14 protein-coding genes are annotated in these 12,991 nt (G+C 67.5%); 8 read left to right on the top strand and 6 right to left on the bottom strand.

Annotation, left to right across the window (positions count from 1 at the left end; genetic code table 11):
• Position 1 precedes the first annotated feature (1 nt).
• Complete coding sequence (locus KV397_RS04365) at positions 2-604, bottom strand: FABP family protein (protein ID WP_047521538.1); 603 nt, start codon at positions 602-604, stop codon at positions 2-4.
• Between the two features lie 150 nt (positions 605-754).
• Positions 755-1,045: a hypothetical protein gene (locus KV397_RS04360; RefSeq protein ID WP_047521540.1), complete on the bottom strand. Its 291-nt coding sequence runs from the start codon at positions 1,043-1,045 to the stop codon at positions 755-757.
• A gap of 73 nt (positions 1,046-1,118) precedes the next feature.
• Here KV397_RS04360 and KV397_RS04355 point away from each other — a divergent pair, with 73 nt between their 5' ends.
• From KV397_RS04355 to KV397_RS04320, 8 genes are all read left to right on the top strand, one after another.
• On the top strand, positions 1,119-1,802 hold the full coding sequence (locus KV397_RS04355; protein WP_047521542.1) for a winged helix-turn-helix transcriptional regulator: 684 nt from the start codon (positions 1,119-1,121) through the stop codon (positions 1,800-1,802).
• Between the two features lie 51 nt (positions 1,803-1,853).
• Positions 1,854-4,019 (top strand): RNA degradosome polyphosphate kinase, encoded by a 2,166-nt coding sequence (locus KV397_RS04350; protein ID WP_261812253.1) that lies wholly within the window; start codon positions 1,854-1,856, stop codon positions 4,017-4,019.
• A complete protein-coding gene (locus tag KV397_RS04345; protein WP_261812252.1) occupies positions 4,016-5,005 on the top strand; it encodes an NUDIX hydrolase in 990 nt (329 codons plus the stop codon). The genes KV397_RS04350 and KV397_RS04345 overlap by 4 nt, the downstream gene beginning before the upstream one ends.
• Before the next feature lie 171 nt (positions 5,006-5,176).
• Positions 5,177-6,277 (top strand): phosphate ABC transporter substrate-binding protein PstS, encoded by a 1,101-nt coding sequence (locus KV397_RS04340; protein ID WP_261812251.1) that lies wholly within the window; start codon positions 5,177-5,179, stop codon positions 6,275-6,277.
• A gap of 104 nt (positions 6,278-6,381) precedes the next feature.
• The gene (gene pstC / locus KV397_RS04335) at positions 6,382-7,359 is read left to right on the top strand and encodes a phosphate ABC transporter permease subunit PstC (RefSeq protein ID WP_047521548.1); all 978 of its coding nucleotides are present in this window, start codon (positions 6,382-6,384) and stop codon (positions 7,357-7,359) included.
• A gap of 1 nt (position 7,360) precedes the next feature.
• Positions 7,361-8,446 (top strand): phosphate ABC transporter permease PstA, encoded by a 1,086-nt coding sequence (gene pstA / locus KV397_RS04330; RefSeq protein ID WP_261812250.1) that lies wholly within the window; start codon positions 7,361-7,363, stop codon positions 8,444-8,446.
• Positions 8,447-8,474: 28 nt separating this feature from the next.
• Entirely contained in the window at positions 8,475-9,254 is a 780-nt protein-coding gene (pstB, locus tag KV397_RS04325) for a phosphate ABC transporter ATP-binding protein PstB (protein ID WP_047521552.1), read from the top strand.
• 231 nt (positions 9,255-9,485) lie between these two features.
• A complete protein-coding gene (locus KV397_RS04320) occupies positions 9,486-9,635 on the top strand; it encodes a hypothetical protein (protein ID WP_165875387.1) in 150 nt (49 codons plus the stop codon).
• A gap of 143 nt (positions 9,636-9,778) precedes the next feature.
• Here the strand turns inward: KV397_RS04320 and KV397_RS04315 are convergent, their stop codons facing one another.
• The 4 genes from KV397_RS04315 to sigK all read right to left on the bottom strand — a co-directional run bounded on the left by KV397_RS04315 (position 9,779) and on the right by sigK (position 12,906).
• Positions 9,779-10,663, bottom strand: coding sequence for an aminodeoxychorismate lyase (locus KV397_RS04315; protein WP_261812249.1), 885 nt, complete (start codon positions 10,661-10,663; stop codon positions 9,779-9,781).
• A gap of 193 nt (positions 10,664-10,856) precedes the next feature.
• Entirely contained in the window at positions 10,857-11,486 is a 630-nt protein-coding gene (locus KV397_RS04310; RefSeq protein WP_047521556.1) for a hypothetical protein, read from the bottom strand.
• Between the two features lie 29 nt (positions 11,487-11,515).
• Positions 11,516-12,310: an anti-sigma factor gene (locus KV397_RS04305; RefSeq protein ID WP_261812248.1), complete on the bottom strand. Its 795-nt coding sequence runs from the start codon at positions 12,308-12,310 to the stop codon at positions 11,516-11,518.
• A complete protein-coding gene (gene sigK / locus KV397_RS04300; protein ID WP_208526474.1) occupies positions 12,307-12,906 on the bottom strand; it encodes an ECF RNA polymerase sigma factor SigK in 600 nt (199 codons plus the stop codon). The genes KV397_RS04305 and sigK overlap by 4 nt, the downstream gene beginning before the upstream one ends.
• Positions 12,907-12,991: the final 85 nt, after the last annotated feature.

The following is a 12,991-nucleotide window of genomic DNA, read 5'->3' as shown; positions in this document are numbered from 1 at the left end:
CTCAGACCTTGGCCAGCCGGGCGGAGGCGTGGGAGCGCAGCGGGGTGCCGAGCGCGGCGATGTCCCACGCCCACAGCAGGTGTCCGTCGACGAGGCCGTACATGCGCGATGATGCGGTGTGCACCTTGGCGCCGGCACTGCGCACGACGGCGTCGGAGCCGATGTCGATGCGCGGACCGTTGATCTCGCCGATGTACAGCTCGAGGGCACCGTCTGCGTGCGCGAGCGACACCTCGATGGGGAATCCGCCGCTCGGCGCGCGCAGCTCCTCCACGTCGTCGACCGTGCGTGCGACGGCGGGCGCGGTGGGCGGGAGCAGCGCGGGACCGGGATCCGAGTCCGTCGCCGGTCGCGCGAGTCGCCAGAATCCCGTCTCGGCGAGCAGTGCCGCCGCCGGCGCCCCCTCGTCGGTGAGGAAGGTGGCTGAGCCGGAGTAGTTCAGGAACGGGCCGCCGTCATGGCTGAAACTGACCCGATGGGTGAACTCACCCTGCAGGCGTTCGTCGCCGACCGGGTAGTCGATGACACCGGTACCCTCCCAGACGCCGATCAGCCACGCGAAGGGGACGAGATCGGCCGGAAGGTCGACGGGCAGTTCGATCACGATCGCGTCAGCGCTGGCCGCGGAAGAGGTTGCGCAGCACCACTGCCGAGACGAAGACGATAGCGAGGCTCGCGAGGCCCAGCAGGCCGATGAAGAAGATTTCGAGCGCCATGAGGTCCATGTCCCCCACCTTACCGCGCCCCGCCGTCGTCAGGACGGGATCAGCGCCGCGAGACCGAAACCGACCGAGATGAGCCCCATCAGCATCAGGGCGCCGATCACGCTGCTCGCCACCCGGAAGATGAATCCCTGGGTGCGGCCGTACCAGAGCTGCACGGCGAAGGAGAGCAGGACGACGCCTCCGAAGCCCACCAGCATCCAGGGGACACGCCACTCCTCCGGCACGAAGATCCCGATCGCGACGGTCGCGACGAATGCCGCCGCCCACACGACGATCACACCGACGAACGCGTTGCGTGGTGCGAGTGCTGGTTCCGTCATGACAACCATTGTTGCGCATCCGCCCCGGTATCATGGCGGCACGACGTCGATCCCCCGTCGGTGAGGAGTGCGCGTGGCCCTGGTCCTGGTTCTGACCAATGCTCCGCTCTCGGAGCAGGTCCTGCCCGCCCTTGAGCTGCTGAGCCATAGAGCGCGCCAGATCCCTGCGGAACCCGCACAGCTGGTCAACGCTCCGGAGTACGACGTCGTGATCGTCGACGGACGCCATGATCTGGTCGCCGCGAAGTCGCTGTGCCGGCTGCTGCGCGCCACAGGTCAGGACGCCCCTCTCCTCCTCGTCGTCACGGAGGGAGGCATGAGCGCCCTCTCGGGCGACTGGGGAATCGACGACGTGCTGCTCGCGACCGCGGGCCCGGCGGAGATCGACGCGCGCCTCCGCCTCGCGCTGGCCCGCCGCGATGAGGTCGCCGAGCCCGCGAGCGTGCAGGCTTCCGGAGTCACGATCGACGAGCAGTCGTACTCGGCGAAGCTGCGCGGCAGGCCGTTGGACCTCACCTACAAGGAGTTCCAGCTGCTGCACTTCCTGGCCACCCATCCTTCGCGTGTCTTCACGCGGGAGCAGCTGCTCAGCGAGGTGTGGGGCTACGACTACTTCGGCGGAACCCGCACGGTCGACGTGCACGTGCGGCGCCTCCGGGCGAAGCTCGGCGACCAGGAACAGATCATCGGCACGGTGCGCAACGTCGGCTATCGCTTCAACGTCAACGAAGAAGAGAGCGTCGCCGCGGGCCACTGAGGATCGACACCGTTCACACGAGCGTCACCTGGCGGTGCTTAGATGTACCCCATGATCGATCCCGCACTCGCCGACGCCGGTCTCGGTGACGCCGAAGACGACGACTTCGACGCCATCGAGTCCCCGGACTCGATGCTGCCCGACCACCGCTACCTGGATCGCGAGCTCAGCTGGCTCGCGTTCAATCAGCGCGTGTTGGAGCTCGCGGAAGACCCGTCACTGCCCGAACTCGAGCGGGCGAATTTCCTGGCCATCTTCGCCAGCAACCTCGACGAGTTCTTCATGGTGCGCGTCGCAGGGCTCAAGCGGCGCATCATGACCGGTCTCGCGGTGCCGACGAACATCGGCCGCTCCCCGGTCGACGCGCTGGCCGACATCTCCCGTGAGGCGCACGCACTGCAGCTGCGCCACGCGGACGCGTGGAACTCGCTCGTGCGCCCCGCCCTCGCCGAATCCGGTATCGAGATCACGGACTGGTCCGAGCTCACGGACGGCGAGCGCTCCGCGCTGTCCGACTACTTCCAGGCGCAGGTGTTCCCGGTGCTGATGCCCCTCGCGGTCGACCCGGCGCACCCGTTCCCCTACATCTCCGGACTCTCGCTGAACCTCGCGATCCGCATCCGCAACGCCCGCACCGGGCGCCAGGAGTTCGCGCGCATCAAGGTCCCGCCGATGCTCCCCCGCTTCGTGGAGGTTCCCGGCGCCGGCGAGATCAAGCGCTTCCTGCGCCTGGAGGAACTCATCGCCAACCACCTGGGCGACCTGTTCCCGGGCATGGAGGTGCTCGACCACCATGCGTTCCGCCTCACCCGCAACGAAGATGTGGAGATCGAGGAGGACGAGAGCGAGAACCTCATCCAGGCGCTGGAGGCCGAGCTCCTGCGCCGCCGGTTCGGTCCGCCGATCCGGCTCGAGATCACCGATGACATGGATGACGTCACGATGGATCTGCTGGTCCGCGAGCTCGACATCACGGATCTCGAGGTCTACCGCCTCCCCGGGCCTCTCGACCTCCGCGGACTCTTCGACCTCTCGCGCATCGACCGCCCCGATCTGCGCTACCCGCCGCACCTGCCCACCACGGCGGTGGCCTTCCAGCCCGCGGGATCGAGCGCACGGGCCGACATCTTCAAGGCGATCCGCAAGTCGGACGTGCTCGTCCACCACCCCTACGAGTCGTTCACGACGAGCGTGCAGGCCTTCCTCGAGCAGGCCGCCCGTGACCCGCATGTGCTCGCCATCAAGCAGACGCTGTACCGCACCTCCGGAGACAGCCCCGTCGTGCAGGCCCTGATCGACGCCGCTGAGGCCGGCAAGCAGGTCCTCGCGCTGGTCGAGGTGAAGGCCCGGTTCGACGAGGCCAACAACATCGTCTGGGCGCGCAAGCTCGAGAAGGCCGGCGTGCACGTCGTGTACGGCCTCGTGGGACTCAAGACACACTGCAAACTCGCCCTGGTCATCCGCGAGGAAGAAGGGATGCTGCGGCACTACTCCCACGTCGGGACCGGCAACTACAACCCCAAGACCAGCCGCATCTACGAGGACTTCGGGCTCTTCACCGCCGACGCACAGGTCGGCAAGGACCTGACGCGCCTGTTCAACGAGTTGAGCGGGTACGCCATCGAGAAGAAGTTCAAACGACTCCTCGTCGCCCCGCTCCACCTCCGCAAGGGACTGATCCGCCAGATCGACGCCGAGCGCAAGAACGCGGAGGCCGGGATCCCCGCCCACATCCGCATCAAGGTGAACTCGATGGTCGACGAGGAGATCATCGACGCGCTGTACCGCGCGAGCGCCGCGGGCGTGAAGGTCGACGTCTGGGTGCGTGGCATCTGCAGCCTGCGCACCGACCTGGACGGCATCAGCGACAACATCACGGTGCGCAGCATCCTCGGCCGCTATCTCGAGCACTCGCGGATCTTCGCGTTCGAGAACGCCGGTGACCCGCAGGTGTACATCGGCAGCGCGGACATGATGCACCGCAACCTCGACCGTCGCGTCGAGGCACTGGTGCGCGTGACCGACCCCGCCCATCTCAAGGAGCTCCGGACCTTCTTCGACCTGGCGATGAACGACGGCACCTCGTCGTGGCACCTCGGCGCCGACGGCGTCTGGGAGCGCCACGCCGTGGATGCCGACGGAAAGCCCCTGATCGACCTGCAAGATAAGACCATGGGGTTGATCCAGCGGCGCCGCCGCGCACGGGCGGTTCGATGATCCGGCGGCAGCTGCAGCTCCCGCCCGACTCCGAGACGGGGTCGAAGTGGGCCGACAAGGCGGTGTACGCCGCAGGCGCCGTGGTCTGGCGGATCATCGACGGCAAGTTGCGGATCCTCCTGATCCACCGCACCAAGTACCGGGACGTCACGCTGCCCAAGGGGAAGGTCGATCCGGGAGAGATGCTCGCCGAGACCGCCGTGCGCGAGGTGCACGAGGAGACCGGCATCCGCGTCTCCCTCGGCGTTCCCATCGGAGTGAGCCGCTACCACCTCGCCTCCCGCAAGCAGAAGGTCGTGCACTACTGGGCGGCCGAGGCGACGGACGACGCGATCCGCGAGTCCACGTTCGTGCCCAATCGGGAGATCGCGGCGCTCGAATGGGTCAGCGTGAAGAAGGCACGCAACCGACTGAGCTACCCGGTCGACCTGGAGATCCTCGACTTCTTCTCCAACCTGGTCGATGACGGCGTGCTGCGCACCTTCCCGGTGATCGTGCTGCGCCATGCGAAGGCGCTCTCGCGCTCGGACTGGGACCGCTCGGACGCCGCGCGCCCGCTCACCGAACGTGGCCGCACCCAGGCGAAGTCCATCGTCGGGCCGCTCCGCGCCTTCGGTGTGCGCAAGATCGTCACGAGTGACGCGGTACGTTGCGTCGCGACCGTCACCCCGCTCGCGAAGGCCCTCGGCCGGAAGCCGGTCCAGACGGAGAAGATCAGCCAGGACGCCTGGGAAGACGGCGCGGCCGATCTTCGATCCGTGGTCGGCCGACGGGTGCGGTCCGGAAAGCCGGCCGTGCTGTGCAGTCACGGTCCCGTGCTCCCCGGGCTGCTGTCGGAGATCGCCCTCGCGACCGGCACCGTCACCGGGTCGTATCTCGGCAGCGCCGCCGACCTCGAGCCTGCCGCGTTCTCGGTCGTGCACCTGTCGTCCACGAACCCCGGTTCCGGCATCATCGCGATCGAGACGCACATCCCGAAGGTCTGACGCGTCGACGGATTCCGGACACCACCGCCGGAATCACGCGGGAGCACCCCAGAGAGTCGCCCGTCGTTCACCTGCCGTTCACCTGCTCGGGAGAGTCTCGTTAACCGTCGCCCATAGCGTCACTGTGTGCCCTGCACCGGGCCCCACCCATCCAAGATCGAAGGATCCACAGTGAAGATCTCCCGAATCGCACGAATCGGCGCCATCGGCGCCGTCGCCGCTCTCGCTCTCGCCGGTTGCGCCGCGAACGAAGGCGGCTCCGGTTCCACCGAAGCTCCCACCGATTCCACACTCTCCGGAACGATCGACGCCACCGGCGCGTCCTCGCAGGCGGCCGCTCAGGAAGCCTGGGTCGCCGCGTTCCAGACCGCGAACCCCGACGTGACCGTCAACTACGAGCCCACCGGATCCGGTACGGGTCGCGAGAACTTCCTCGAAGGCGGCAGCAACTTCATCGGCTCCGACCGCGCGTTCAACGACGAAGAGGTGGCCGCCGGCGGCTTCGGCGCCTGCACGACCGACGACATCGTCGAGGTCCCGCTCTACATCTCGCCGGTCGCCGTCGCGTTCAACCTCGAGGGCGTCGACTCCCTCAACCTGGACGCCGCGACCATCGCGGGCATCTTCGCCGGCACCATCTCCAACTGGAACGCCCCGGAGATCGCCGCGCTGAACGACGGCGTCGAGCTGCCCGACCTGGCCATCTCGCCCGTGCACCGCTCCGACCCCTCGGGGACGCAGGAGACGTTCACCAAGTACCTCAACGCCACGGCGGGTGACGTCTGGACCTACGAGCCGGCCGACGTGTGGCCGATCCAGGGTGGCGAGGCAGCGCAGGGCACCTCCGGTGTGAAGCAGGCCATCACGGCAGGCAACGGCGCCGTCGGCTTCCTCGACGCTTCGCAGGCCGAGGGACTCGGACAGGTCGCTGTCGGCGTGGGCGGGGACTTCGTCGCCTACTCGGCCGAGGCTGCCGCCAAGCTCGTCGAGAACTCGCCGCTGGTCGAAGGCCGCGGCGCAGGGGACCTCGTCTTCGACGTCGACCCCGCCACCGCTTCGGACGGCGCCTACCCGATCGCCCTGGTCAGCTACCTCATCGGCTGCGAGCAGTACGAGGACAGCAACGTCGCGGAGCTCGTGAAGGAGTACTTCACCTACATCGCGAGCGCTGAGGGCCAGGACGCTGCGGCCGAGAACGCCGGCAGCGCACCGATCTCGGACGGCCTGCGCGATCAGGTCCTCGCCGCGATCGACCTGATCCAGGTCGGCTGATCACGCCGACACGCTGACACGGTGCCCCCGCGTCCCGACGGGGCGCGGGGGCACCTCCCGGTCAGTATCCGATCCATATCGACCCGGCCCGAAACAGGGAGATCATGAGCACGACAGCCCAGGCGCCGACACCGACGCCGACCAAGGCGCCACCTGCGCCTATCAAGGCGAAGCAGCGACTTGGCGACCGGGTCTTCTCCGGCACCGCGCTCGGGGCGGGGATCGTCATCCTCGTCGTCCTCGCGCTCGTCGCCGCCTTCCTCTTCATTCAGAGCCTCCCCGCCTTCGAGCTCGACACCAGCGACAACCACATCCTCAAGGGTGAGTCCTTCTGGTCGTACGTGTGGCCGCTCATCTTCGGAACGCTCTGGGCCTCATTCATCGCGCTCCTCATCGCCGCTCCCATCGCGATCGGCATCGCGCTGTTCATCTCCCACTACGCCCACCGGCGTCTCGCCGCGGTCCTCGGCTACATCATCGATCTGCTCGCCGCCGTCCCCTCCGTCGTCTTCGGGCTCTGGGGCGGCCTCGTGCTCGCCCCGCTCCTGCAGCCGATCTACGCCTGGCTGAACGAGAACGCCTCCTGGGTCCCCTTCTTCGGGGGCCAGGTGTCGTCGACCGGGAAGACGATCCTCACCGCGGCTCTCGTGCTGGCAGTGATGTGCATCCCGATCATGACCGCCATCTGCCGTGAGGTCTTCCTGCAGACCCCGAAGCTCCACGAGGAGGCAGCCCTCGCCCTCGGTTCCACCCGATGGGAGATGGTGCGTATGGCCGTCCTGCCCTTCGCTCGCGGCGGCATGGTCTCGGCGGCGATGCTCGCCCTCGGCCGGGCACTCGGCGAGACCATGGCTGTGACCATGGTGCTCTCCCCGTCCGCAGTGGTCACCTTCCTGGTACTCACCGCGACGAACCCCACGCCGATCCCGGCCAACATCGCCCTGGCCTTCCCCGAGGCACACGACACCGGAGTGAACACGCTGATCGCCACCGGCCTCATCCTCTTCGTCGTGACCTTCGCCGTCAATGCGCTGGCGCGATGGATCGTCGCCCGCCGCGCCGAGTTCTCGGGAGCCAACTGACATGACCGTCCTGACCGCCGCTCCCGCGAGCACCGCGTCGCTCACCTCGGGCAAGCTCCCCAAGTGGGCTCCGTGGGCGCTGCTCGCGGCATCTTTCACCATCTCGGCCGCGATCTTCGCCGTGGCCGCTGCCGGTTCCAGCCTCGCCGACTTCAACATCGTCGGTACCGTGATCTGCGGGATCCTGATCTACATGGTGATCATCACCGTGATCTCGTCCATCGCGGAGAGTCGCCGCAAGGCGATCGACAGGCTCATGACCGCACTGGTGGCGACAGCCTTCCTCATCGCGCTCCTGCCCCTCATCTCGTTGCTCTGGACGGTCGTCGCCAACGGCATCGAGCGCTTCGACCTGGAGTTCTTCTCCTACTCGATGCGCAACGTCGTCGGCGAAGGCGGCGGAATCGTCCACGCCATCTGGGGCACTGTGCTCATCACGCTGACAGCCACCGTCATCTCCGTACCCATCGGCCTGATGACCTCGATCTACCTCGTCGAGTACGGCCGCGGGAAGATCGCGAAGGCGATCACCTTCTTCGTCGACGTGATGACCGGCATCCCCTCGATCGTGGCGGGTCTGTTCATCTACGCAGTGTTCTCGCTGCTGGTGCGCCCGGGCATCTCGATGGGATTCATGGGAGCTCTCGCGCTTGCCGTGTTGATGACCCCCGTGGTCGTGCGAGGCAGCGAAGAGTTGCTGCGCATCGTCCCCAACGAGCTGCGAGAGGCGTCCTACGCCCTCGGGGTGCCGAAGTGGCTCACCATCCTGAAGGTCGTGCTGCCGACGTCGATCGCGGGCATCATGACGTCGATCATGCTGGCCATCTCGCGGGTGATCGGAGAGACGGCGCCGCTTCTGCTCACTGCCGGCTTCACCCAGAGCCTGAACACGAACATCTTCAACGGGCAGATGATGACGCTGCCGGTGTTCGCCTACAACCAGTACATGAACCAGGGCACGAACCCGGACGCGGCGATCGCCCGCGCCTGGGCGGCGGCCCTCACCCTCATCCTCATCGTCATGCTGCTGAATCTGCTCGCCCGACTCATCGCGAAGCTGTTCGCACCCAAGCTCGCCGGCCGCTGAGCGGCGGCCCACCCGGAATAGGAAACACGTGTCCAAGAGCATCGAAGTCAACGACCTCAACGTCTACTACGGCGACTTCCTCGCCGTCGAAGGCGTCTCCCTCGACATCCAACCGCGCAGCGTCACAGCCTTCATCGGCCCCTCGGGCTGTGGCAAGTCGACGTTCCTTCGCACCCTCAACCGCATGCATGAGGTCATCCCCCGCGCACGCGTCGAGGGCGAGGTCCTGCTCGATGGCAAGGACCTCTACGGCCCCGGAGTCGACCCGGTGCTCGTGCGCCGCCAGGTGGGCATGGTATTCCAGCGGCCGAACCCGTTCCCCACCATGTCGATCAAGGAGAACGTGCTCGCCGGGGTCAAGCTCAACAACAGCCGCATGTCGAAGAGCGACCAGGATGCCCTCGTCGAGAAGTCCCTCACGGGTGCGAACCTGTGGAACGAGGTCAAGGACCGGCTCGACAAGCCGGGTTCCGGGCTCTCCGGCGGCCAGCAGCAGCGACTGTGCATCGCCCGCGCGATCGCCGTGTCGCCGCAGGTCCTGCTGATGGACGAGCCGTGTTCGGCCCTGGACCCCATTTCGACCTACGCGATCGAAGAGCTCATCAGCGAACTCAAGAACGAGTTCACGATCGTCATCGTCACGCACAACATGCAGCAGGCCTCGCGCGTGTCGGACAAGACGGCGTTCTTCAACATCGCCGGCACCGGCAAGCCCGGCAAGCTCATCGAGTACGACGACACCATGTCGATCTTCACCACCCCCTCTGTGCAGGCCACGGAGGACTACGTCTCCGGCCGCTTCGGCTGACCCCTCGCGCGGGGACTTCGAAAACCCAGACCATTCGCGCTCGTGACGGCGTGTCCCCCAGCGACACGCCGCTCTGAGTCCCGATGGTCTGGGTTTTCGCATATCCGAGGGTCGTGGGCGACGACTGCACCGGGAGGGAACACAGCGACTTCGTTCCTTCCGTCCACCACGTCTGGATGGGGAACGCGGGAACCCCCCGGTCGGCGTGCGAGGACTGCGTGATGCACAGGGATGAGGGCCGCGTCCGCGTCGGCGAGGCCGCGCCGGTACACGACTCTCCGGTTCACCTACGAGCTCATCATCGACGACTGGCCGCTCGTGGAGGCCGCGATCCGGGGTGCTCTCGCACGCGGAGCACACCTCGCCCCGGCTCTCCTCTGACGACTGCGTGGCTCCGCCGACACGGGGTGTGGCGTGCCAAAACAGAGACGTCTCGCGCACGTCAGGGCGTGTCTGGTGGGGCGCACCGCAGTGCGGACGGATGCTCTCCGTTTCGGCCCAGCGAACCGGACCGAGGAGAGGCTTCAGTCGCGGGGAGAGAGCAGGTAGCGGTTCAGGTCGGCTGTCAGGCTCGGGTCCACCGGGAGAGAGACACCGTCGATCGCGGTGATGGCTGCGGCGAGGCGGACGCTCGACACCAGCCACGCCGCATCCGCTCGCGGGAGATCCGCTGCCGGGATACGGTCGTAGGCGGTCTCGAAGCCCTGCGCCGCGAGGTGCTCGTACATGCTGAGCTGGGTCGTCCCGTGCAGGATGCCCCCGTTCGGCGCCGGGGTCACGAAGCGGTCCCCGAACCGCAGGATCAGCGAAGCCGTCGGTGCCTCGAGCACGAAGCCGTCGCTCGAAAGGAAGATCGCATCGTCCGCGCCGCGGCGGTGAGCCTCACGCAGGGCCGCCATGTTCACGGCATACGACAGGGTCTTGGCGCCCAGCAGCAACCACGGTGCCCGCTCGGCCGCACCGAGGTCGTAGCCACGGTCCAGAGTCACGACGCGCACCCCGTTCTCCCGCACGGCGGAGAAGTCGGGCGCCGGTGCAGCCGTGACCCAGGCCGTGGGAGTGGGCCCGTGCTCGACGCCACGACTGAGGATGAGCTTGATGACGGACTCACCGGATCCGAGCTGCGCCGCCGCCTCGTCGATGGCCTGATGCCACTGCGCGAGGTTCGGTGCGGGGAGATCGCACAGGCGCGCGGAGTGCGCGAGCCTCTCCAGATGCGGGACCACTTCCTGCGCGTGCCCGTCGACGACGCCGATGGACTCGAACACGCCGTCACCCCGCTGGGTACTGAGTTCACCGACGCTGAGCGCCGGCGCCGCCGCATCCACCTGGGTGAACGTGTCGGCGTAGTCGGAGCGCTGCTCCTCGATGTCCACGGGATCGATCATGAATGCGAAGCGCCCGGTCATGATCCGAGCCTAGAGGGCGGGAATACCCACGGCTGCATCGCGTTACAATTGAATGGCCGGGCCGCATAACCCCGGGCTCCATTTTTTGCCGCTACGAGCGGCCTTCCGCCGAGAGGCGTTCTTGCGGCCCGGTCTTTTCTTGTCCAGGCGCCGAACGCTGCGGAAGCACCAGCGCTCCCCGGTGAGGATCCGCTCAGCTGAGGGCTCCTGTGCGCCACAGCACGGCCGAAGCTGCCAGATCCTGCGCGTAGCTGCTCAAGCGGAGTGCCCGCGTCGTGAGCTCGCTGGCGCGCGCAGGCTCCGTCGGCTCGTAGTCGTCGGCGGTATGGGTCGCACCGGACGCCTGTACACGACAGAAAGCGGCGGCGCGATCGAGTGCCACGGCGAAGTCGCCGCGGAAGGCCCCGCGCAGGATGGTGTCGATGAGGGCGACGAGTTCCTCCGGACCCGCCGGCACCGGAGCACCCGCGATCACGGTGTCCGCCGACGACAGTTCGACGCGGCCCCGGTCGTAGAGCAGTGCGGCCGTACGAGCGTCGGCGTGGATCGCGAGCTGCAGCACGTAGAGACGCCACAGTGCTCCGGGAAGCGTGCGCGACGGCGCCTTCGACCAGAGCTCGGCGATCTCGTCGATGCCGTGCTCGGCCGTGAAGGCCACGAGTCGCTCGGCGCTCGCGCCGCTCTCATCCGCGCGCACACGGGTCAGCAGCGCGGAAGCCGTGGCGTGCGCGACACGGGTCTCCTCGGCGGGATCGTGTGAACCGACGATGTTGTCGAAGGCGGTGGTGGGGCGACGCACGGGGCGGTGGTGCTGCTCGGGCATCCCTCCAGGGTACGCGCGATCGACGACGATCAGGCCGTGGGGATGACGATGACCGGGTCCGTGGTCGGCTGGCCTGTCGGAGATCCACCGGCCTGCTCGACGGTCACGGCGATCGCGTCGCCCGCCTGCATCTCGCCCGTCAGGAGCGCCGTGGCGTCGCCGCCGTCCACATCGAACACACCCGCCGAGACCGGGGCATCACCGCGGACGAACCAGAGCTCGTACGTCTCCCCCTCTGCAGGGGTGGGGATGCCGTCGGCGACCAGCACGGCCTTGCCGACCGAGGCGGACCAGTGCGCGGTCGCCGATCCCCCGTCATCGAGGGCGACGGTCGCCTGCTCGGCGTCTCCCGCGGCCTCGATCTCCTGCAGCGCGACCACGCTGGCGGGAGGATTCAGTTGCTGGTTGAGGGCGACCGCACCGATTCCGACGCCGACCAGCACGGCCAGGCACGCCGCCAGGGCGAACACGCTCCGCGTCCAGCGGCGCTGCTTCGGCTTCTGCTCGGCACGAGCGTCGATGGCGTCGCTCTGGGTGGCGACGGGGGCGTCCGTGATCGCCGACGTGGCATCCGGATCGGACCGCGTTCCGCCGTCCTGGGGCAGGTCCGCGATCTGTGCGAGCAGCGCGGATCGGATGTGCGCGGGAGCGGTGACCGGTTCGACGGGGTCCGCGAGTGACGCAGCGGTCGCAGCATCCTCATCCACGGTGTCCTCCCATTCCGGGTGCTCCGCGAGGGCAGCGAGATACCGACGCTCATCGTCTGCAGACAGCGAGTGCAGCGCGGCACCTGCCGCGAGCTCTACGAAGTCCTTCTCGTTCATGCCGTCACCCCCATCGCCGTGCGCAGACGGGTCAGCCCGTCTCGCATCCGTGTCTTGATCGTCCCCAGCGGCGCGCCCACGAGGGCCGCGATCTCGTTTTGACTGTAACCGCCGTAATACGCGAGGACGAGTGCTTCGCGCTGCGCTTCCGGAAGCCCCGAGAGCGCTTCGACGACCTTCCCTCCCTCTATCCCCAATTCGACCTGCTCCGCGACACTGTCGTGCGCGACGCCGATGTCCTTGAATCCTGCTCGTACGTCTCGGTCGGCGCTCGACTGCGATGCACGCACCCGATCAACGGCCCGGCGATGAGCGATCGTCATGATCCATGCTCGTCCCTGACCTCTGTTCGGAGCGAAGCGCGAAGCGGATTGCCAGATCTCCAGAAAGACCTCTTGAAGCACTTCTTCGCTCTGCGAGCGGTTGACCAGCACACGGAGGATGAGGCCGAACACGCGAGAGGAGAGCAGATCGTAGAGAGTCGCGAAGGCAGCTTGATCACCTGACGCGACGCGGACGATGAGGTCGGCGACAGCATCCTGCGTCGCTCCGTCCTCGGGAACGTCGAACCCATCGATGACCATCCCTATAAGCATGCCGTATCTCCGCCCCGGTCTCGCGCAGACGAGGCCGCTGCCGGAGCGATTTCAAAGATTTCTGAGATTCTTCCCATCCGATGCC

Source organism: Microbacterium aurugineum (assembly GCF_023101205.1).
In the GTDB taxonomy this organism is placed as follows: domain Bacteria; phylum Actinomycetota; class Actinomycetes; order Actinomycetales; family Microbacteriaceae; genus Microbacterium; species Microbacterium aurugineum.
Note: the sequence above shows the minus strand (reverse complement) of the source record. Positions and strands in the feature narration are given on the sequence as shown.